This window comes from Vibrio aphrogenes (genome assembly GCF_002157735.2).
Taxonomy (GTDB): Bacteria; Pseudomonadota; Gammaproteobacteria; order Enterobacterales; family Vibrionaceae; genus Vibrio; species Vibrio aphrogenes.
In genome coordinates, this window is sequence record NZ_AP018689.1 from 1927727 (window position 1) to 1949280 (window position 21554).

Below are 21554 nucleotides of genomic sequence, written 5' to 3' on the forward strand. Positions count from 1 at the left end.
TGCGCAAGAATTATTATTCTCAATTAAGGACGACATTACATGGCTAAAGTTTCTCTGGGCAAAGATAAAATCAAGATCCTCTTACTAGAAGGTCTTCATCCATCATCTGTAGAAGTACTTCAAGCGGCGGGTTACACCAATATTGAGTACCATAAAGGTTCATTATCAGAAGAAGATTTATTAACCGCAGTCAAAGATGTCCACTTCATCGGGATACGCTCTCGCACTCAACTTACACAAGAAGTCTTTGACGCCGCCGAAAAGCTCGTTGCTGTTGGCTGTTTCTGTATTGGAACCAACCAAGTTGACCTCCATGCTGCGGCAGCTCGTGGGATCCCAGTCTTTAATGCCCCATTCTCTAACACTCGAAGTGTCGCAGAATTAGTGCTTGGGCAAATCCTCTTGCTCTTACGTGGTATTCCTGAAAAAAATGCACTTGCCCACCGTGGTATTTGGAAAAAAAGTGCCGATGCCTCTTACGAAGCTCGTGGAAAACGCTTAGGCATCATCGGTTATGGACATATCGGAACCCAATTAAGTATCTTGGCAGAAAACCTAGGAATGCAGGTTTACTACTACGATATTGAAAATAAGTTGTCTTTAGGAAATGCTACTCAAGTAGCAACGATGAGTGAATTGTTAAATAAATCAGACATTATCTCTCTACATGTTCCTGAAACTCAAAGTACTAAAGATATGATGGGTGCAGAAGAGTTCGCTCAGATGAAACCAGGAGCCATCTTCATTAATGCTGCCCGTGGTACAGTGGTCGATATTGATGCTCTTTGTTCAGCTTTAGAATCAGGCCACTTAGGTGGTGCTGCGATTGATGTTTTCCCAGTAGAACCCAAAACCAACAATGACCCATTTGAATCACCATTAATGAAATTTGATAATGTGATTTTAACCCCTCACATTGGAGGCTCAACTCAAGAAGCCCAAGAAAATATCGGAATTGAAGTTGCGGGCAAACTTGCAAAATATTCAGATAATGGTTCAACCTTATCTTGCGTGAACTTCCCAGAAGTATCATTACCCGAACATATTGGTGCATCACGCTTATTGCATATCCACGAAAACCGCCCAGGCATACTGACTCAAATCAACACGATTTTTGCTGAGGCTGGTATCAACATTGCAGCGCAATACTTACAAACCAATGCAGAGATGGGGTATGTTGTGATTGATATCGAAGCGGAACGTTCTGAAGAAGCTTTAGAGAAAATGAAAGCAGTACCAGGTACTATTCGTGCACGTATCCTGCTTTAACTAAAATCATTAACTAAAAACAGCGGCTAAATGTGAACTGACCCCCAATAGTTGGACACCAACATTGGGGGTTATTTTATGTCTAAGTACATCAGAGAATTAAAGCTGTGCATTGCTCAGCGTTGCCTTGATGGCGAATCATCGACATCTCTTGCAAAAGAGTTATCTATTCCTGCGAACCAAATTCGTTATTGGACTTCTGTTTACAGGATCCATGGTTCATCTTCATTTTTACCTCTTGATTATGAAAATTCCGCAGGTTTTAAATTCTCGGTATTAAAATCAATGTGGGAAAATAACTGGTCTATAAGCCAAGCGAGTGCTGAATTCAATTTTTCTTCTAACGGGACTATTTCTGTTTGGTTAAAGCTTTATAATCAGTCGGGATTCCAAGGCTTACATTCCCGACCTAAAGGCAGACCATCTATGAAAACTCAATCAAATAAGCGTCCGACTAAACCTGATGAAGACATGTCACTTGATGAACTCAGAGAGGAACTGGCTTATTTGAGAGCGGAGAATGCTGTTCTAAAAAAGTTAGAGGAGCTGGACAAGTTAAAACGTCAAGCAGCAAAGAAAAAGCGTTGACTGTTCAAGCTCTAAAACACCAACACAAAATCCAGCATTTATTGCAATCCATTGGATTGCCCAAGAGTGTGTATTACTACCAATGCCAAGTGTTGAGCACTCCCGAGCCTTACGCGAATGAGATAGCGAGTATTGAAAGAATATTTCATAAGCATAAAGGTCGATATGGTTATCGACGCATTCATTATGCTTTACGTAGAGAAGGCATCTACTTAAATCATAAAACGGTTCAGCGCTTAATGGCAAAACTAGGGCTAAAATCGACCGTAAGACCGAAGAAATATCGTTCTTATAAAGGTGCGATTGGGCGTATTGCCCCGAATATTCTGAAGCGAGACTTTAAATCGACGAAACCAAATGAAAAATGGGTGACCGATGTGACGGAATTTAAAGTGGCAGGTGAAAAAGTCTATTTATCTCCTATCATCGATTTATTTAATCAAGAAGTCGTTAGTCATACTGTAGCGACCTCACCTAAATTACATCTCGTGACCGAGATGCTAGAAAAAGCGACGAGTAAGTTAAGTCAAGCGTCCTCGTTAACTTTACATAGTGACCAAGGGTGGCAATACCAACACCGTGATTATCGTAACAAGCTAAAAGAGAAAAGAATAAATCAGAGTATGTCGAGAAAAGGAAACTGTCTTGATAATGCTGTGGCTGAAAACTTCTTCGCACTTTTAAAAACAGAAATGTACCATGGTTACCACTTTGACAGTGCTGAGCAACTTATGGCATGCATTGATGAATATATTGATTATTACAATAACGATCGGATTAAGGTGAAATTAAAAGGCCTAACTCCGGTAGAATACCGAAATCAGGCCTTAGAAGCCGCATAACAGAAATGTCCAACTTTAAGGGGTCACTTCAAATGGCCGCTGTTTTTATATCTATTCATTAGACCAATCGTATTATTTATTTTTAATCTTGAATACCACATCAACCTTATCTGAAATAACAATTGATTGATCTTGATAAGATTGATCGATGGCCTGACTTTCCATCATTACCGATTTCGCCATCACCACTGGTCGCACGCTATTGTTATGATATTCAATCGACCACACACCATCTAATTGAGCATCAAAACCGGTTGCGACAGCCTGTGCTTTCTCTTTAGCATCCGCAATAGCTGCGAGACGTGCTTTTTGCTTATATTGAGTTTCATCTTTTACTTTCAATTGAATATTATTAACTCGATTCACACCAGAATCTAATGCTGCATCCAATAAAGCATTCAATTTCTCAAGCTGATTAACGGTCACCGTAATATAACGCACCGCTTGATGGCCATTTAATATTGGTTTTTCATCTTTAGGGTAAGTGTACTGAGGCGATAATTGTAAATGACCACTTTGGATATCTTCCCTTTTTACCCCTTGTTTATTCAAAACTGAAATAAATTGAGTCACCACAGTATCGACCGTTTTTTTCGCCTGATCTGCTTGAGTTTTTTCGGTTTGGATAGCCACTGTAAACACAGCCATATCTGGTTTAGCCGTCATTTCACCATAACCACTGGTTGACAGTGTTGGTGTACCTGCTTCAACGGCCCATGAATTTAAGCTAAAAAAGATGACAGTCAAAAGTGCAATAGGTTTGATAAAATAATTCATAACTACCTCATAGGTATAAGAAAGTAAGTCGCATATTACCAAGAAAAAAAGGCGCATAATGCGCCTTTTCGTAAATTATGACATAAAGCTGACGAGATTAATCTTCAAGCTTATTCAAATGTACATCCATTTGTGGGAATGGGATTTCAATACCCGCTTCATCTAGACCTTCTTTAATCGCTTGTAGAAGATCAAAGTAAATAGCCCAGTATTCATCCGTTTTAACCCAAGGACGAACCACAAAGTTTACAGAAGAATCCGCTAGTGCAACGACACCAATTGTCGGTGCTGGCGTTGGAAGCAAGCGAGTTTCCGCTTCTAAAACGCGGGTGATCACTTCTTTTGTTTTCTTCAGATCGGCTTTGTAAGAAACACCAATGACATAGTCAATACGACGAGTTGCATGGCGAGAGTAGTTAGTAATCGCACCACCAATCACACCGCTATTTGGTACGACAATCATTTTATTATCTGGTGTAGTCAACACGGTTTGGAAGATTTGGATAGACTCAACGCTACCTGCCACACCACCAATTTCAACATAATCACCAGCTTTGAAAGGACGGAATGCCACAATCAATACACCAGCGGCAAAGTTTGAAAGAGACCCTTGTAGAGCTAGGCCAACAGCTAAACCAGCGGCACCGATAACCGCAACAACAGAAGCCGTTTCAACACCAACACGACCAAGCGCTGCAATAAGAACGATTACAAATAACAGGTAACGAACCAGTGAACCGATGAAATGCACAACGGCTTGGTCCATTTGTTTCTTTTCTAAAACTTTAGAAACACTGTTACTGATCGCTTTAACAATAATATTACCAATAAAAAGAATAATTAAAGCAGAAATAATGTTCACACAGTATTGCATTAACAAATCAGAGTTCGCGGTAAACCAATCTGTTAGCTTTGGAGCAATAGCGTGAGCGACTTCTGTCACTTGATCTTCAGCTGCCATGTCTCTTCCTTATAAATTACATGAATCTAGGATGGGTTATATATGTTTTATCGATAACCTAAAAGGTTTCTTAAAGTTAGGGAATATATCGACAATAAACATAAATACAATATAGCCATTTTTTTTAAGACTGGAAACCATTTGTTAGGATATATTCAAAGAATTCATCGAATTATTAATAACTTCGTGCTTTTTTATATTAAAAACTGCAGAAATAAAAAAAGCCTCACATTGCTGTGAGGCTTTTATCAAACACTAAAAAGTGACGAATTATAATACGTCGATAGCGTTAAGGTCTGCGAATGCTTTTTCAAGACGAGCAACCATAGACGCTTGACCTGCGCGTAGCCATACGCGTGGATCGTAGTATTTTTTGTTTGGCGCTTCAGCACCAGTTGGGTTACCGATTTGACCTTGTAGGTAATCGTGGTTGTCCGCTTCGTATTGACGAACGCCATCCCATGTAGCCCATTGAGTATCAGTATCGATGTTCATTTTGATCACACCGTAACCGATAGATTCTTGGATTTCAGCTTCAGTAGAACCAGAACCACCGTGGAAAACGAAGTTTAGAGAGTTAGCTGGTAAGCCAAATTTCTCAGAAACGTACGCTTGAGAATCACGTAGGATAGTTGGAGTTAGAACAACGTTACCTGGCTTGTAAACACCGTGTACGTTACCGAAAGAAGCCGCGATGGTGAAACGTGGGCTAACTGCGTTTAGTTTTTCGTACGCGTAAGCAACGTCTTCTGGAGAAGTGTAAAGCTCAGATGCGTCCATGTGAGAGTTATCTACGCCATCTTCTTCACCACCAGTACAACCTAGTTCGATTTCGATAGTCATGTTCATTTTAGCCATGCGCTCTAGGTACTTAGCACAAGTTTCAACATTCTCTTCTAGAGACTCTTCAGAAAGGTCTAGCATGTGAGAAGAGAATAGAGGCTTACCAGTTTCTGCAAAGTGTTTTTCACCTGCATCTAGTAGACCGTCGATCCAAGGAAGAAGTTTCTTAGCCGCGTGGTCAGTATGAAGAATTACTGGAACACCGTAAGTTTCAGCGATAGCGTGTACGTATTTTGCACCCGCAACTGCACCTAAGATTTGTGCACCTTGGCCTTCAAGCTTAATGCCTTTACCAGCGAAGAAAGCAGCGCCACCGTTTGAGAATTGAACGATTACTGGAGCTTTAACTTTCGCTGCTGCTTCTAGTACTGCGTTTACAGAGTCAGTGTTTACAACGTTTACTGCTGGAAGAGCAAAGTTGTTTTCTTTCGCTACTGCGAAAACTTTCTGTACGTCATCACCAGAGATAACACCAGGTTTTACAAAATCGAAGATCTTAGACATGGGTTTAGTCCTATTTTTCTATCGTTTAAAATCCCGTTCAAAGAACGAAATCGTTAATTAAATAAACGTTTGCTTGATTCACGCGCGCATTGTAGCAATAAACGGTTCTAATTCACACACTGTGCTCAACGCAACAGATAAAAATCTACAAACGTAAAAAAGGCGAGAATTTTCTCCCGCCTTAAACCAAGATTATGCTTTAGCACGCTCTTCTAACATAGCGACTGCAGGTAATACTTTACCTTCTACAAACTCAAGGAAAGCACCGCCACCTGTTGAGATGTAAGATACGTCTGCTTTGATACCGAACTTATCGATAGCCGCTAGTGTGTCACCACCACCTGCAACAGAGAAACCTTCAGAAGCAGCGATAGCTTCAGAAATACCACGAGTACCTGCTTCAAAGTTTTTGAATTCAAATACGCCTACAGGGCCATTCCAAAGAATAGTTTTCGCGCCTTTAAGAATTTCAGCAAGTTGTGCTGTTGAATCTGGGCCAAGGTCGAAGATCATGTCATCGTCTTGAACTTCAGAAACGTGTTTAATTTCTGCTTCTGCGTTTTCATCAAATGCTTTTGCACATGCCACGTCAGTCGCAACAGGAATCGCACAAGTTTCCATTAATTTTTTCGCTGTATCGACTAAATCAGCTTCATATAGAGACTTACCAACATTGTGGCCAGCAGCTGCGATGAAGGTGTTTGCGATACCACCACCAACAACTAATTGGTCAGCAACTTTAGATAGAGACTCAAGAACAGTTAGTTTGGTTGATACTTTAGAACCACCAACGATAGCCACCATTGGGCGTGCTGGCTTATCCATTGCTTTAGCAAGAGCTTCAAGTTCGTTAGCAAGTAGAGGACCTGCACAAGCGATTGGCGCGTGCATACCAACACCATGAGTAGACGCTTGAGCACGGTGAGCCGTACCAAATGCATCCATCACGAATACATCACATAATGCTGCGTATTTTTTAGAAAGTTCTTCTTCGTTTTTCTTCTCGCCTTTGTTGAAGCGAACATTTTCAAGAACAACTAATTCACCTGCGTTTAGCTCAAGACCATCTAGGTAATCTTTCGCTAGTTTCACTTCGCAATCTAATGCGTCGTTTAAGTAATTGACAACAGGTTGTAGAGAGAACTCTTCGTTGTATTCACCTTCAGTTGGACGACCTAAGTGAGAAGTTACCATCACTTTAGCACCGGCTTCTAGGCAAGTTTTGATCGTTGGTAAAGATGCAAGAATACGAGCATCTGAAGTTACTTTACCCTCTTTCACTGGCACGTTAAGGTCAGCACGGATGAATACACGTTTACCTGCAAGATCCAGGTCTGTCATCTTGATTACAGACATTGTTTGTCCTCTCAAAGTTAATGAAATTAATAATATTTAAACTGTGATCACTTGGCTTATGCCCAATGATAAAAATCTTTTTCATGCTTTTGCATTCAGCTTTCCGTTTTCAATAATGAAAGCCTGCTGCTTACAATTTCAATACTCAATATAGTGGGGGCGTCGATTTATTATTTCAAGCTAAAAAATAAAAAAACGAATAATTTTTCACCACATAAGAATAAAGAACGCTATGCTTCAATTAAGCTTCCCATTTTTTGGGCAGTATCGAGCATACGATTTGCAAATCCCCACTCGTTATCGCACCAAACCAACATCTTCACTAAGCGATAATTACTCACTCGAGTTTGCGAACCATCGACTATCGCACTGTGTGAATCATGGTTAAAGTCAATCGAAACCAATGGGGCTTCGGTGTAATCCAATATGCCGTCCAATGTACAACGAGATGCTTCTACTATGGATTGATTTATGTCATCAACTTTTACGTTTTTGTGAACCGTAACGCTTAAATCCATCGCCGTGACATTAATTGTAGGCACTCGCACTGAAATTGCTTCAAATTTATCAGCAAATTTAGGATAGATTCTCGCGATCCCTAAGTGCAGCTTAGTATCAACAGGAATGATTGATTGGCTTGCAGCACGTGAACGTCGTAGATCCGCATGATAAGCGTCAATGACTTGCTGATCATTCATCGAGGAGTGGATGGTCGTGATGGTTCCCGACTCAATCCCAAAAGACTCATCGAGTGCTTTTATGACGGGAATAATACAGTTGGTGGTACAAGAACCATTAGACACAATATGATGTTGTGAGGTTAACGATTCATGGTTCACACCGTAAATGATGGTGTTATCGACATCATTTGCGCCAGGGTGAGAAAATAACACTCTCTTCGCCCCGGCTTGTATGTGCAATTGGCCATCGGCTTGCGAGCCAAATTTACCCGTACAATCCAGAACAATATCAACGTCTAAGTCCTTCCAAGGTAATAGCTTAAGATCATTAAGGTGCAAGATTCGAATCGAATCAAACCCAGCATCACTTTGTTTACCATGATGAATAAACAGGTGCTCTTGATCATGGCTAACTGATTTAAAAAAACGCCCATGACTTGAATCATACTGAAGTAGATGCGCCATTCCTTCAGGCTCAGCAAGTTCATTAATGGCAACCACTTGAATCGATTGGTTTTTACCACTTTCATACAAGGCACGTAATACACTGCGGCCAATTCGACCAAATCCATTAATAGCTAGCCTTAACATAAATCCTTCTTAATCATTGTGAACACTCGCTCGAAGTCTATCAAAGCTCTTTAGACGGCGCACTCACATCTTTTTAAACGTGCAACCATACAAAAAGAGCCCTGCATAAAACAGAGCTCGATATTGGCGTAAAATAATTAACTTAATGGACGCTTACATATCTGGTTCGTGACGATGTTTAAAGGCGGCAAAGACCCCTAAAATTAACACCACCATCGTGACATAGAATATGGATTGGAATACCTGGTGATATTGTGTTGCTGCCGAAATTAGATCCATAGCACTATTCGTTGTTCCTGAATCTAATGACGCCATTGACGCGATATTCGCCGCCAAGTAGTTTGCCAAAGAGCCACTGGCTAACATATAGATGGCCGCAAGCGTCCCGGTGGAACCTTGTGGATTTAAGCGAGTAATCGCAGACAATGCCACCGGATCAATAAATAGCTCAGCCGTCCCAATGAAAAACAAGCCGATTAGCAACCATAAGAACGTTGTATGCCCTGTCGCCATCGCCAATTTTGCCGACAACATGATTAGCGCGAAACCTGCGGTCAACAATAATAATCCCATATTCAATTTGGTTAATGTTTTCACCGAGATACTTTTAGAGGCTAAAGCTTTCCATAACCAAGTGACCGCTAAACCACCAATAATCACTGCCACAGGGTTAATCGATTGGAAGAATGCCGTTGGGATCTCATAGCCACCGATCGTGGTATCCATATTTCTATCAATAAACAAACTGATAGAGCTACCACCTTGTTGGTCGAAGGCCCAAAAAACCGTACCAAACACCATAAAATACATGATTGAGTTGAGTTTCTTTTTATCTTCAGCCGAGCAGGTTTTATACAAAGATAATATTTTCGTCAGTGATATTAAAGAAATAGCAGCAAGAATGTAGCCAGCCCACAGCTCTTGTAAGGCAAACATCAGCCCAACCATAGACATCACTAAACCCAATACTAGCCATTGCCAATGTGATAAGCCAGCGCTCTTGGTCAGTAATGCTTGTGTCTTAATGCCTTCTACTTGAGCAAAATTACGTTTGCCTGATAAGAAAATACATAACCCAATGAACATGCCGATCCCAGCCAGCCCAAAGCCTACATGCCAACCCCATTGGCTTGCCGCATAACCACATAGAATTGGTGAAAGTGCAGAGCCTATATTGCCGCCAATATAAGAGAGAGAAAAGCCACTTTCACGAGCACTTTCATTCTTTTTATAAAGCTCGCCAAGTAAGCAACTGGAATTTGTTTTAAAGAAACCGTAACCACAAATGATTAAGGCTAATGCCGCATATAAGGTAATGTGAGTATCACTGGTAATGCTCATTACACCATGGCCAATAATCATCAAAATACTACCAACGATAACAGAGCAATAATTACCTAGGTATTTATCAGCAATATAGCCACCAATAATTGGCGTGACATAAACTAAAGAAGTGTAAGCACCATACAAGGCATACGCTTGAGTATCCGACATTAACAGCTTATCAGTCAGATATAAAATCAATAGCGCTCTCATGCCATAGTAACTAAAAAACTCCCACATCTGAACAGCAACAAGGTGCACAAGCCCTTTAGGCTGAGAAGATAACTGCATAATATCCCTCATAAAAAACAACATTTAAGAAAGAAAAATATACACAAGCAAAACCAAAAGACAAACTATTTATTCAAGCAAAACGAATAAATAAACATTAAATTGATAAAAAACAAACTATGACTTTAAATTAAAATAAAAAAAAGCTGAGCACCTAAATGCTCAGCTTCAATCATTTTCCTGTATGACTAAGGGCGAATTAAGCCATCAATTCTCTTGATACAGAAAGCACATTGTCAACCGTAAAGCCAAATAGCTTGAAGAGTTCACCTGCTGGCGCTGATTCACCAAATGTTGTCATACCGATCACGCGACCATCTAGGCCAACGTACTTGTACCAGTAATCCGCAATACCCGCTTCAATTGCAACACGAGCTGTTACGTCTGATGGCAATACAGATTCACGGTAAGCCGCATCTTGTTTATCAAATGCATCGGTAGATGGCATAGAAACGACACGTACTTGTTTACCTTCCGCCGAAAGTTGCGCAGCTGCTTCAACGGCCAATTCAACTTCAGAACCAGTGGCAATCAAGATTAACTCAGGTTTACCGGCACAATCTTTCAGGATGTAAGCACCTTTCGCGATATTCGCTAGTTGCTCAGCCGTACGTTCTTGTTGTGCTAGGTTTTGACGAGAGAAGATTAACGCTGAAGGCGCATCTTTACGCTCAATCGCCAGTTTCCAAGCTACAGCAGATTCAACTTGGTCACATGGACGCCATGTGCTCATGTTTGGCGTCATACGTAGAGAGGCCATTTGCTCAACCGGTTGGTGAGTTGGACCATCTTCGCCTAGGCCGATTGAATCATGGGTGTAAACTTGGATATTTTGCACTTTCATCAATGCAGCCATACGCATTGCGTTACGCGCGTATTCCATGAACATTAGGAAAGTTGCGCCGTAAGGAATGAAACCGCCGTGTAGTGCGATACCATTGATGATAGCCGTCATACCAAATTCACGTACGCCGTAGTGGACGTAGTTGCCTGAAGCATCTTCAGCAGTCAAAGATTTAGAACCAGACCACATGGTTAAGTTCGATGGCGCTAAGTCTGCAGAACCGCCCATAAACTCAGGTAGGATTTGGCCAAATGCTTCTAGGGCATTTTGTGACGCTTTACGAGATGCGATGTTGGCTGGATTAGCTTGAAGATCAGCAATAATAGCGCTCGCTTTTTCTTCCCACTCTTTAGGTAAATCACCCGCCATACGACGTTTGAATTCAGCAGCAAGCTCTGGGTAAGCAGCTTCATAAGCGGCTAATTTTTCGTTCCAAGCGGCTTCTTTCGCTGCGCCTGCTTCTTTAGCATCCCACTGTGCATAAATGTCAGCCGGGATTTCAAATGGTCCGTGTTCCCAACCAAGTTGTGCTTTAGTTGCAACAATTTCATCAGCACCTAGTGGCGCACCGTGACAATCGTGAGTACCAGCTTTGTTTGGAGAACCAAACCCGATCACCGTCTTAGTACAAATCAACGTTGGACGAGGATCTGCTTTTGCAGCTTCGATCGCCGCTTCAATAGCGTCAGCGTCGTGACCGTCAACCGCAGGAATAACATGCCAGCCGTAAGCTTCAAAACGCTTAGGCGTATCATCAGCAAACCAACCTTCTACATGACCATCGATAGAAATACCGTTGTCATCCCAGAACGCGACTAATTTACCTAGGCCTAACACACCCGCTAAAGAAGCTGCTTCGTGTGAAATACCTTCCATTAAACAACCATCACCCAAGAAAACGTAGGTGAAGTGATCAACGATATCATGACCTTCGCGGTTAAATTGTGCCGCGAGTGCTTTTTCAGCTAATGCCATACCAACCGCATTGGTGATACCTTGGCCTAAAGGACCCGTCGTCGTTTCAACGCCAGGTGCGTAACCGTATTCAGGGTGGCCTGGAGTTTTAGAGTGCAGTTGGCGGAAGTTTTTCAGTTCAGAAAGAGGAAGGTTGTAACCAGAAAGGTGAAGTAAAGAGTAAATCAACATTGAGCCGTGGCCATTGGATAGCACGAAACGGTCTCTATCAAACCACTCTGGGTTTTGTGGGTTATGATTTAAATGACCACGCCAAAGCACTTCAGCGATATCGGCCATGCCCATTGGGGCACCTGGGTGACCGGAATTAGCTTGTTGAACACCATCCATGCTCAGTGCACGGATTGCATTTGCTAGATCTTTACGAGACGTCATGTCTGCTCCTGGATTTGCATAAGCGATTTATTAAGGTTGGAAAAGCAAGCTTAGAGAGTGAGCCCGCCTTAATGCTGCTCGGTATTGTCGCAAAGCCCCCGCATGACTGCAAATATTAACGGAGTCAAAAATGCCTTTTTTTCGCTCTTTTCCGGGCTTTTTTATCAAGGTCACATAAATTGTCAGCCACACCAACATTTATGAGAGCGCAATCGAATGCCTAAGCGCAAGCTCTACCTGCTAATTGGAGTCCTCAGCGTCAGTTTATGCTCTTCTTGGTTATCATTTGTTCCTCTTTATTTGCAAAAAAGTCTTGTAATTCGACTAATCAAAACTAAAATAGACGTCTAGATGTAGAAACACCTACAAACAGAGTGTTTTAATACTTAACTATTTTTAATAAGACGCGTTAAGCCAATCCGTAGTTTCTCTCTCCACTCGATGATGAGAAATGACAGGCTAACGCGTCTTTTCTAACTCAATCACCCTCAGTAACCCTCCAGTGAACGTGGTGATTTAAAGTGGAGCATTTGCGAATGTCTAAACATTTATTTACATCAGAATCTGTATCTGAAGGTCACCCGGATAAAATTGCTGACCAAATTTCTGATGCCGTATTAGATGCAATTTTAGAGCAAGATCCTAAAGCACGTGTCGCGTGTGAAACTTACGTAAAAACCGGCATGGTAATGGTTGGCGGTGAAGTAACCACTTCTGCATGGGTTGATATCGAAGAGATCACTCGTGAAACCGTTCGTGAAATTGGTTATGTCCATTCAGATATGGGCTTTGATGCTAACTCTTGTGCAGTATTAAATACCATCGGTAAACAATCACCAGACATCAACCAAGGTGTAGATAAAGCTGACCCTAAAGATCAAGGCGCAGGCGACCAAGGTATTATGTTCGGTTACGCATGTAACGAAACCGATGTATTAATGCCAGCACCAATCACTTACTCTCACCTACTGGTACAAAAACAAGCAGAAGTACGTAAGAATGGCAAACTGGATTTCTTACGCCCTGATGCTAAATCTCAAGTTACCTTCCAATACGATCAAGGTAAAATTGTAGGTATCGATGCGGTTGTGCTTTCTACGCAACACTGTGATTCCATCTCAACGCCCGATCTACGTGAAGCGGTAATGGAAGAAATCATCAACCCAGTACTGCCTTCAGAATGGTTATCTAAAGAAACCAAGTTCTTCATTAACCCAACTGGTCGTTTTGTTATCGGTGGTCCAATGGGTGACTGTGGTTTGACTGGTCGTAAGATCATCGTCGATACCTACGGCGGCGCAGCTCGTCACGGTGGTGGTGCTTTCTCTGGTAAAGATCCATCAAAAGTAGACCGTAGTGCAGCTTATGCGGCTCGTTACGTGGCGAAAAATATCGTGGCAGCTGGTCTTGCTGACCGTTGTGAAATTCAACTTTCTTACGCTATCGGCGTGGCAGATCCAACTTCAATCATGGTGGAAACATTTGGTACTGAAAAAGTGCCTTCTGACATCATCGTAGAAGCGGTACGTCAACACTTTGACCTTCGCCCATACGGCCTACAAGAAATGTTGAATCTACTACAACCTATCTATAAGAAAACGGCTGCTTACGGTCACTTTGGACGTGAAGAATTCCCTTGGGAAGCAACCGACAAAGCCGAAGCAATCCGCGCGTTTGCTGGATTATAATATTTACGCTAACTAAACGCTGAATGATTAAGCCCTGACCCTTGCTGTCGGGGCTTTTTTTATTGTATTAACCCCTAAATAACTTCCGCTTGCCCCCACCGCCCTACAAAATATTTTTACATCATTATTTGTAATTACAGCTAACTCGACCAATAGTTATAAACAAGCCAATAGCTATAAACAAACCAGTAGTTATAAACAAAAAAGTAAAGACGGTAACCCACAGACTTTATTCTTACATTCTTTATTCTTACAGTGTTAAGGAGGATTTATGCCTCGCACAGCAAAACCAACCGATTTTAAAACCCCAGACCACGAGTATGCGCGCACCATTCCTTGTGAAAGCCTTCCTTTGACCGCACCGTTACAATGGATAAAACTCGGCCTAAGCGATATTTTCAAAGCTCCTGTGATCAGTTTCTTTTACGGGGTTTGCTTTGCCATTGCCGCCGCCGCTATCGAATGGCTCGTTTATCTACAAGGTTCCCATTTGGTGATTTTTCCAAGCTTGATAGTCTATATGCTGATTGGTCCTTTTCTCGCCCTCGGTTTATACGATGCCAGTTGGCAAATAGAAAAGCAGCATCAACCCAAACTCTTTCATTCAATGAAAGCCATTAAGCGTAATGGCGTCTCTCAATGGGGCTTTGCGATTCTGCTTTGTGTTGCCATGATATTTTGGATGCGAGTCGCTTCTTTATTGCATGCTTTATACCCTGAAATGCAAGGAGCCTCTTTAACTGCATTTTTACCTTTCTTGGTAAGTGGCTCCGTGGTTGGGTTAATTTTCTCTGCCCTGATTTTTTCTATCTCTGCATTTTCCATTCCTTTAATGATGGAAAGACGGGTAGATATGATGACCGCTGTATTTACGAGCTTTAATGCAGTGAAAAAAAATGTAGCGCCGATGGTGCTGTGGGCCGTGCTGATTGCGTTAGGGATTGCCTTTGGCTTTCTTACCGCAGGTATTGGCATGATCTTAACAATGCCTATTTTAGGGTTTGCCACTTGGCATGGCTATCGTCAAACCATTCGTCGTAAGCATTAGCCTAACAGATTGACTCATAAATATTGCCCCATAAATATTGGCGCTTAAATATGAGTTCATAAACATTAAGTCGTCTTATCGACTCTTGTTTGCCCTTGATTGGTCAGCAAAGATGGTGTCATGAAGCAATCTCGATTAGACTTGTACTCTGGTTTATAGTTTAAGCCAAGGTTCAGGTTTAATTCGAGATTGATTGTGGCGACAACAACGATTCCCCCTCACATACAACACAATATTCAACGCAGCTTAATCACACACTTAACCAAAGCACAGCAGGCTCTGGGGTGTTCATTTTCGATGCCTGAAATCTTATATAATGTGCGTGGTAAGGTGGCAGGTAAAGCTTATTTACGACAATGGCAAATACGTTTAAATCCAACGTTATTACTGGAAAACGAGCAAGCATTTGTTCAAGAAGTTGTCCCTCATGAATTGGCCCACTTAGTGGTGTATCATCAATTTGGAAGGGTGAAACCTCACGGTAAGGAATGGCAATATGTCATGGGCCACATCTTCAATTTAACGCCGACAACACGGCACAATTTTGATATTTCATCAGTACAAGGACAAACTTTCCCTTATTGGTGCCAGTGTCGCGAACATCAGCTATCCATTCGCAGACACAATAAAGTGTTACGCCGCCAAACCCAGTATCATTGCACGATCTGTGGCACACCACTAACACCTCAACAATAAGTTAATCCATTTGCCCTTGTTTTTTACTATAAAAACATCCATGTTAAGAAAAGCGCTTGAGCTTACACAGGTCACTACATGAGAATCCCTAGAATTTATCACCCTCAACCCCTTGTTGGATTGGGAGAAGTTAACCTATCTGAAGATGCCGCCGGTCACGTTGGCCGTGTCCTACGCATGACCACAGGGCAAGAAGTTCTGTTATTTGATGGTTCAGGAGCAGAATTTCCCGCCATCATTTCTTCCGTATCGAAAAAAAACGTTACCGTAGCACTTCAAGAACGAGTTGAACGTAGTATTGAATCTTCTTTAGATCTCCATTTAGGGCAAGTTATTTCCCGTGGCGATAAAATGGAATTTACCATTCAAAAAGCCGTAGAACTCGGCGTTAATACCATCACTCCATTAATTTCAGAACGTTGTGGCGTCAAGCTCAATGCCGAACGCTTTGAAAAGAAACTGCAACAATGGCAAAAAATTGCGATTGCCGCTTGTGAACAATGTGGCCGTAATATTGTTCCTACCATTCGCCCTTTAATGCAGCTTGAGCAATGGTGCGCAGAAGACTACGATGGCCTAAAACTGAACTTGCACCCAAGAGCAAAATACTCAATCAACACCTTACCTGCCCCTGTCACTAAAGTCCGCTTATTGATCGGCCCTGAAGGTGGGTTGTCAGATGAAGAAATTCAAATGACCGAACAATATCAATTTGAAGAAACCTTATTAGGTCCTCGTGTACTACGCACAGAAACCGCAGGTTTAGCGGCAATAACCGCCTTACAAGTTCGTTTCGGCGATCTCGGCTAATAGGCAACTTTCATACCAAATACTGGTATTCATGCATTCGCCAACTATGGAGTATCAATGATGAAAATTGGCATCGTAATGGACCCGATTTCTACCATTAACATCAAAAAAGATTCAAGCTTCGCCATGCTATTAGAAGCGCAGCGTCGTGGCTGGGAGATCCATTACATGGAAATGTCGGATCTGCACCTTGAGCAAGGCAAACCATTAGCCGATACCAAAATCGTCACACTATTTGATGATAAAAATAAATGGTACGAATTTACCAGTGAACAATCGATTGACCTTGCAGAGCTCGACGCAGTATTAATGCGTAAAGATCCGCCTTTTGATACCGAATATATCTACGCAACCTACATTTTAGAGCGTGCTGAAGAGCAAGGCACTGTCATCGTAAATAAACCTCAAAGCTTGCGCGATTGTAATGAAAAATTATTTACCGCTTGGTTCCCTGAGCTAACCCCGACAACCTTAGTGACGCGTAAAGCAGAAAAAATTAAAGCATTCCGTGAACAGCATGGCGATGTGATCTTAAAACCTTTAGATGGTATGGGTGGCGCATCTATTTTCCGAGTGAAACAAGACGATCCAAACGTCTCAGTGATCATCGAAACACTGACCAATCATGGCCAAAACTATGCGATGGCGCAGACTTTCGTCCCTGATATCAGTAATGGTGATAAGCGCATTTTAGTGGTTGATGGTGAACCGATGCCTTATTGCTTAGCGCGTATTCCAGCTAAAGGGGAAACCCGTGGTAACTTAGCCGCTGGTGGCCGTGGTGAAGCTCGTCCACTGAGTGAAACCGACCTTAAGATTGCTCAAGCGGTGGCTCCGACATTAAAACAAAAAGGCCTAATTTTTGTTGGCTTAGATGTCATCGGAGACAAATTAACGGAAATTAATGTCACCAGCCCAACTTGTATTAAAGAAATTGAAGCGGCATTTGATATTTCTATTACCGGTAAATTAATGGATGCCATTGAACGTCACGTGGCCGCTCGTTAATCTACTGAAATACATGGTCGTCTTGAGGCGGCCATTGTTAACATAGTCTCATTTTAATGGGCTTAGATTCAGTTACCTTGTTTGAATCACCTAGCTTCAATCACCTAGCGTCAAGGACCTTGGATAATAAGGAAGGCGGATGAACTTAACCAATCACTTTCTCATTGCGATGCCAAGCATGAAAGATACGCATTTTACTCGTAGTGTCATTTATGTATGTGAACATAATGATGATGGCGCAATGGGATTAATCATTAATGATCCAGTTGGCGTTGATATTGAAAACATGCTCACTCAAATCGATATTCAACCTGTCCACCCAAGGATTTGCCAACAAAGTTTATCCGCCCCACTATTAAATGGTGGCCCTGTGGCCAATGACCGTGGGTTTGTTTTACACACTCGCAAAGACACTTACCAATCCAGTATTGATATTACCGAGCACCTTGCTATGACGACCTCAAAAGATATTTTGACCGTTCTTGGTACAGAAGCCGAACCCAAACACTTTATTGTGACACTCGGCTATTCTGGATGGGATGCTGGGCAATTAGAACAAGAATTACTCGACAACACTTGGTTAACCGTTCCTGCAGATTTAGATATTTTATTTACAACTCCTGCGCATTCTCGCTGGAAAAAAGCTGTACAGCTATTAGGCATTAGTGTCTCGCAACTCTCTGGTGATGCTGGCCATGCTTAGACTATAATCGCCCTCTACCCTGTTTTATATTGAGAATAAACATGTCCAACCAAACTATCATGGCCTTTGATTACGGAACCAAAAGCATCGGCAGCGCTATTGGCCAAACCATTACCGGCACAGCTTCGCCATTAAAAGCCTTTAAAGCTCAAGATGGGATCCCTAATTGGGGTGATATTGAAAAGCAAATTAAGGAATGGCAACCCGACCTTGTGGTGGTTGGATTACCCACAGATATGCAAGGAAAAGACTTAACTGACATCACCGCTCGAGCACGTAAATTCGCCAATCGACTACATGGTCGATTCCGAGTGCAAGTGACGTTACACGATGAACGTCTATCCACCCAAGAAGCAAGAGCAGAGTTATTCTCGATGGGAGGGTATAAAGCCCTGAGTAAAGGTAATGTTGACTGCCAATCGGCTGTCGTCATTTTAGAAAGCTGGTTTGAGAGCCAATATCAATAAAACGCCTTACTACCTTTGCTTAACCCCATTTTGCTTTTATTAACGAAATTTAACTAACCTCAACTGCGGATAAGAGCGTCACAATAACAAGTCTAACCTTATGATATATAAAAGATAAAAAATCTATCAGGTACATAGGGTTGATTACTTTCTCTCAATATTGCAATTTGGGATGGCTAACAAGGCAAAATCATAAGTCAATAGCTGGCCTATTGCGTTGATTTTAACGAAGTTAGACGCCCAAAGTGCTGTATTGAGTGACTTCTAGTTATCCGCAGCTGAGGTTAACTAGGTTGGGTGGCATGACTCGCCCAACCTCTCCTACTACAATGGCATTTTGTCGATATTTTTCACCTAAAGCTATCGCCTTATCGATACTAATATTGGTAATGAAAAACCCTTCTTCGGTCTTCCAGTCAGAGTCTGAGCTAGGAACCCCATCGCCAGAGTGAATCGCAAAGCCTAACTCTATTAATTCTTGTTGTAGTTGATGATTAGCCGAGTGATTTTCTGCCTCGGGGCTGGATCTAGAGTACGGATTAAAAGCCGTGATAATGGCCCATTGGCGGATCCCTGCGGCTTGACAATAATGTTCAAACGGCTCGTGGTGATGACCTATTTTTAAGTCAAACTGCTGCCCTGAAATAGTGACACGGTATGTGGTGTTTTCATAATGATAAACGAGGTCTTGATCCATTGAGACACACCTTTATTTAACTAACCTTAGTTAAGGTTAACTACAAATCAATTTTAATATCTTTAAGCTTATTGCTCGTAAAGCTTGATCCAGAATTGGCGGATTTCAACATCATACGCAAATCATTGGCAGAATCAGCACAATGCATGGCATCCTCTAAACTGATTTTATCTTGCTGTAATAAATCAAACAGCGCTTGGTCGAAAGTTTGCATACCTGATTCTTTGGAACGCATCATAGTGGTTTTTAACTCATGCAACTCGCCTCGACGAATCAAATCCGAAACCCTTGGCGTATTCAATAGCACCTCAAACACCCCATGACGTTTATCTTCTTCTTTATCACGTATTAATTGCTGAGCAATCACCGCTTTTAAGTTTAGAGACAAATCAAACAAAAATTGTTCTTTTTGCTCTTTAGGAACTAAATGTAAAATACGCTCTAACGCTTGGTTGGCATTATTTGCATGCAATGTTGCCATACATAAATGCCCAGTCTCTGCAAACGTCATGGCATATTCCATGGTTTCACGATTACGAATCTCACCGATTAAGATCATATCCGGTGCTTGGCGCAATGAGTTTTTTAAGGCGATTTCATAACTTTCTGTATCTAAACCTACTTCACGTTGAGTCACGATACATTGCTGATGTTCATGCACAAACTCAATCGGGTCTTCTACTGTTAAAATATGCCCACTTTGATTCTGGTTACGATAGCCCGTCATGGCGGCCATCGAAGTAGATTTTCCAGAGCCCGTCGCCCCAACCACCAGCACTAAACCACGCTTAGCCACAGCAACGCTTTTCAATATTTCAGGTAAATTCAACGCTTCCATACTCGGAATCTGAGTTTCAATACGTCGTAGTACCGCTCCTGGCAATTCTCGCTGATAAAACGCACTCACACGAAAACGCCCACTGCCACTGACAATAGCAAAATTAGCTTCGTGAGTAGCTTGATAATCAGCTTGGCGCTCAGCGTCCATCATCTCAAATAATAGCGCTTCAACGGCATGACGATCTAAAGGCTCACCCTGCGGTTTCAGCTCACCATTCACCCGAAATAAACAAGGCGCTCCAACGGTTAAATAAATATCCGAGGCTTTTGATGACACCATAATGTCTAATATTTGAGAGAGTTGCATGACGTTTCCTATAACTGATCCAGTGACATTAATTAGGCAATACTTCCGATTTTGGCTTCCACTTCTTCTTTTGTGACCAAGCCTTGCAACAATAATTGACGTGCAGCTTGCTCCATGGTTTGCATGCCAAGCGACGATCCGGTTTGAATCATAGAGAGCATTTGTGCCACTTTATCTTCACGGATCAAGTTACGAATCGCAGGCGTAGCAATCATTACTTCATGACAGGCAATACGGCCTTTATCGTTACGTTTAAATAGTTTTTGTGCAATCACCGCACGCAAAGATTCCGATAACATCGAGCGCACCATGTCTTTATCTGCACCGGGGAAAACATCAATAATACGGTCAATGGTTTTCGCGGCAGAACTGGTATGCAGAGTGCCAAAGACCAAATGTCCGGTTTCTGCCGCCGTTAAAGCTAATGCAATGGTTTCTTGGTCGCGCAATTCCCCAACTAAAATCACATCGGGATCTTCACGTAAAGCCGAACGTAACGACGCTTCAAAACTATGGGTATCGCGGTGCACTTCACGCTGATTGACTAAGCATTTATTACTCGAATGAACAAATTCGATGGGGTCTTCAATCGTTAAAATGTGCTTTTTATGATTACGATTAATATAATCGACCATTGCCGCTAAGGTAGTCGATTTACCTGAGCCAGTCGGCCCGGTGACTAATACTAAACCTTTTTCATAATTGGCTATTTTTTCAAAGATTTCCGGAGCATCGATATCTTCAAAAGTTGGGATAGTATTGGGAATAGTGCGAAAAACTGCCGCCGCCCCGCGAGATTGGTTAAAGGCATTAACACGAAAGCGCCCGATCTCAGGTAATTCAAATGAGAAATCAATTTCTAATTTTTCTTCAAATTCACTGCGCTGCTTATCATTCATGATATCAAACACTAACGCATGTACCTCAGCATGAGTGAAAGCATCCATTTCTAACTTTCTCACATCACCATCAATACGCAACATCGGCGGAACGCCTGCAGAAAGATGTAGATCTGATGCATTATGCTTTACACTAAAATCCAATAACTCAGCAATATCCATTTATATTCCT

The 21554-nt window shown here is 41.9% G+C and carries 20 protein-coding genes; 10 read left to right on the plus strand and 10 right to left on the minus strand.

Annotation, left to right across the window (positions count from 1 at the left end):
• Positions 1-39 precede the first annotated feature (39 nt).
• The 3 genes from serA (at position 40) to VCA1004_RS08790 (ending at position 2699) form a co-directional block, all read left to right on the plus strand.
• Positions 40-1269: a phosphoglycerate dehydrogenase gene (gene serA / locus VCA1004_RS08780; protein ID WP_086983023.1), complete on the plus strand. Its 1230-nt coding sequence runs from the start codon at positions 40-42 to the stop codon at positions 1267-1269.
• A 78-nt stretch (positions 1270-1347) separates the two neighbouring features.
• A complete protein-coding gene (locus tag VCA1004_RS08785) occupies positions 1348-1857 on the plus strand; it encodes a helix-turn-helix domain-containing protein (protein ID WP_086983021.1) in 510 nt (169 codons plus the stop codon).
• Positions 1854-2699 (plus strand): IS3 family transposase, encoded by an 846-nt coding sequence (locus VCA1004_RS08790; protein WP_086982454.1) that lies wholly within the window; start codon positions 1854-1856, stop codon positions 2697-2699. Before VCA1004_RS08785 ends, VCA1004_RS08790 begins: the two co-directional genes overlap by 4 nt.
• 72 nt (positions 2700-2771) lie before the next feature.
• Here the strand turns inward: VCA1004_RS08790 and VCA1004_RS08795 are convergent, their stop codons facing one another.
• From VCA1004_RS08795 to tkt, 7 genes are all read right to left on the minus strand, one after another.
• Positions 2772-3476 (minus strand): oxidative stress defense protein, encoded by a 705-nt coding sequence (locus VCA1004_RS08795; protein WP_086981422.1) that lies wholly within the window; start codon positions 3474-3476, stop codon positions 2772-2774.
• 97 nt (positions 3477-3573) lie between these two features.
• A complete protein-coding gene (gene mscS / locus VCA1004_RS08800; RefSeq protein WP_086981423.1) occupies positions 3574-4437 on the minus strand; it encodes a small-conductance mechanosensitive channel MscS in 864 nt (287 codons plus the stop codon).
• Between the two features lie 270 nt (positions 4438-4707).
• A complete protein-coding gene (gene fbaA, locus VCA1004_RS08805) occupies positions 4708-5784 on the minus strand; it encodes a class II fructose-bisphosphate aldolase (protein WP_086981424.1) in 1077 nt (358 codons plus the stop codon).
• A gap of 192 nt (positions 5785-5976) precedes the next feature.
• A complete protein-coding gene (locus VCA1004_RS08810; protein WP_086981425.1) occupies positions 5977-7140 on the minus strand; it encodes a phosphoglycerate kinase in 1164 nt (387 codons plus the stop codon).
• Between the two features lie 230 nt (positions 7141-7370).
• Positions 7371-8411 (minus strand): erythrose-4-phosphate dehydrogenase, encoded by a 1041-nt coding sequence (gene epd / locus VCA1004_RS08815; RefSeq protein WP_086981426.1) that lies wholly within the window; start codon positions 8409-8411, stop codon positions 7371-7373.
• Between the two features lie 153 nt (positions 8412-8564).
• A complete protein-coding gene (locus VCA1004_RS08820; RefSeq protein WP_086981427.1) occupies positions 8565-10025 on the minus strand; it encodes an oligopeptide:H+ symporter in 1461 nt (486 codons plus the stop codon).
• Between the two features lie 199 nt (positions 10026-10224).
• Positions 10225-12219, minus strand: a complete 1995-nt coding sequence (gene tkt, locus VCA1004_RS08825; RefSeq protein ID WP_086981428.1) for a transketolase — start codon at positions 12217-12219, stop codon at positions 10225-10227.
• A 536-nt stretch (positions 12220-12755) separates the two neighbouring features.
• On the opposite strand from tkt, the gene metK reads away from it, so the two are divergent.
• The 7 genes from metK (at position 12756) to ruvX (ending at position 18639) form a co-directional block, all read left to right on the plus strand.
• The gene (gene metK / locus VCA1004_RS08830; RefSeq protein ID WP_086981429.1) at positions 12756-13907 is read left to right on the plus strand and encodes a methionine adenosyltransferase; all 1152 of its coding nucleotides are present in this window, start codon (positions 12756-12758) and stop codon (positions 13905-13907) included.
• 271 nt (positions 13908-14178) lie between these two features.
• Positions 14179-14955 (plus strand): DUF2189 domain-containing protein, encoded by a 777-nt coding sequence (locus VCA1004_RS08835; protein ID WP_086981430.1) that lies wholly within the window; start codon positions 14179-14181, stop codon positions 14953-14955.
• Positions 14956-15165: 210 nt separating this feature from the next.
• Complete coding sequence (locus tag VCA1004_RS08840; RefSeq protein ID WP_197715832.1) at positions 15166-15651, plus strand: SprT family zinc-dependent metalloprotease; 486 nt, start codon at positions 15166-15168, stop codon at positions 15649-15651.
• A 78-nt stretch (positions 15652-15729) separates the two neighbouring features.
• Positions 15730-16461, plus strand: coding sequence for a 16S rRNA (uracil(1498)-N(3))-methyltransferase (rsmE, locus tag VCA1004_RS08845; protein WP_086981431.1), 732 nt, complete (start codon positions 15730-15732; stop codon positions 16459-16461).
• Between the two features lie 57 nt (positions 16462-16518).
• Entirely contained in the window at positions 16519-17469 is a 951-nt protein-coding gene (gene gshB, locus VCA1004_RS08850; RefSeq protein WP_086981432.1) for a glutathione synthase, read from the plus strand.
• Between the two features lie 139 nt (positions 17470-17608).
• The gene (locus VCA1004_RS08855) at positions 17609-18172 is read left to right on the plus strand and encodes a YqgE/AlgH family protein (RefSeq protein ID WP_086981433.1); all 564 of its coding nucleotides are present in this window, start codon (positions 17609-17611) and stop codon (positions 18170-18172) included.
• 41 nt (positions 18173-18213) lie between these two features.
• Positions 18214-18639: a Holliday junction resolvase RuvX gene (gene ruvX, locus VCA1004_RS08860; protein WP_086981434.1), complete on the plus strand. Its 426-nt coding sequence runs from the start codon at positions 18214-18216 to the stop codon at positions 18637-18639.
• Positions 18640-18907: 268 nt separating this feature from the next.
• Here the strand turns inward: ruvX and VCA1004_RS08865 are convergent, their stop codons facing one another.
• From VCA1004_RS08865 to VCA1004_RS08875, 3 genes are read right to left on the minus strand one after another with little or no spacing between them, the layout of a single operon-like run.
• Positions 18908-19336: a DUF3293 domain-containing protein gene (locus tag VCA1004_RS08865; protein ID WP_086981435.1), complete on the minus strand. Its 429-nt coding sequence runs from the start codon at positions 19334-19336 to the stop codon at positions 18908-18910.
• 40 nt (positions 19337-19376) lie between these two features.
• Positions 19377-20483, minus strand: a complete 1107-nt coding sequence (locus tag VCA1004_RS08870) for a PilT/PilU family type 4a pilus ATPase (protein ID WP_086981436.1) — start codon at positions 20481-20483, stop codon at positions 19377-19379.
• A gap of 32 nt (positions 20484-20515) precedes the next feature.
• Complete coding sequence (locus tag VCA1004_RS08875) at positions 20516-21544, minus strand: type IV pilus twitching motility protein PilT (RefSeq protein WP_086981437.1); 1029 nt, start codon at positions 21542-21544, stop codon at positions 20516-20518.
• Positions 21545-21554 lie beyond the last annotated feature (10 nt).

Coding starts and splice junctions, on each gene's coding strand:
- serA (WP_086983023.1), top strand. CDS start 40: ATGGCTAAAGTTTCTCTGGGCAAAGATAAAATCAAGATCCTCTTACTA.
- VCA1004_RS08785 (WP_086983021.1), top strand. CDS start 1,348: ATGTCTAAGTACATCAGAGAATTAAAGCTGTGCATTGCTCAGCGTTGC.
- VCA1004_RS08795 (WP_086981422.1), bottom strand. CDS start 3,476: ATGAATTATTTTATCAAACCTATTGCACTTTTGACTGTCATCTTTTTT.
- mscS (WP_086981423.1), bottom strand. CDS start 4,437: ATGGCAGCTGAAGATCAAGTGACAGAAGTCGCTCACGCTATTGCTCCA.
- fbaA (WP_086981424.1), bottom strand. CDS start 5,784: ATGTCTAAGATCTTCGATTTTGTAAAACCTGGTGTTATCTCTGGTGAT.
- VCA1004_RS08810 (WP_086981425.1), bottom strand. CDS start 7,140: ATGTCTGTAATCAAGATGACAGACCTGGATCTTGCAGGTAAACGTGTA.
- epd (WP_086981426.1), bottom strand. CDS start 8,411: ATGTTAAGGCTAGCTATTAATGGATTTGGTCGAATTGGCCGCAGTGTA.
- VCA1004_RS08820 (WP_086981427.1), bottom strand. CDS start 10,025: ATGCAGTTATCTTCTCAGCCTAAAGGGCTTGTGCACCTTGTTGCTGTT.
- tkt (WP_086981428.1), bottom strand. CDS start 12,219: ATGACGTCTCGTAAAGATCTAGCAAATGCAATCCGTGCACTGAGCATG.
- metK (WP_086981429.1), top strand. CDS start 12,756: ATGTCTAAACATTTATTTACATCAGAATCTGTATCTGAAGGTCACCCG.
- VCA1004_RS08835 (WP_086981430.1), top strand. CDS start 14,179: ATGCCTCGCACAGCAAAACCAACCGATTTTAAAACCCCAGACCACGAG.
- rsmE (WP_086981431.1), top strand. CDS start 15,730: ATGAGAATCCCTAGAATTTATCACCCTCAACCCCTTGTTGGATTGGGA.
- gshB (WP_086981432.1), top strand. CDS start 16,519: ATGATGAAAATTGGCATCGTAATGGACCCGATTTCTACCATTAACATC.
- VCA1004_RS08855 (WP_086981433.1), top strand. CDS start 17,609: ATGAACTTAACCAATCACTTTCTCATTGCGATGCCAAGCATGAAAGAT.
- ruvX (WP_086981434.1), top strand. CDS start 18,214: ATGTCCAACCAAACTATCATGGCCTTTGATTACGGAACCAAAAGCATC.
- VCA1004_RS08865 (WP_086981435.1), bottom strand. CDS start 19,336: ATGGATCAAGACCTCGTTTATCATTATGAAAACACCACATACCGTGTC.
- VCA1004_RS08870 (WP_086981436.1), bottom strand. CDS start 20,483: ATGCAACTCTCTCAAATATTAGACATTATGGTGTCATCAAAAGCCTCG.
- VCA1004_RS08875 (WP_086981437.1), bottom strand. CDS start 21,544: ATGGATATTGCTGAGTTATTGGATTTTAGTGTAAAGCATAATGCATCA.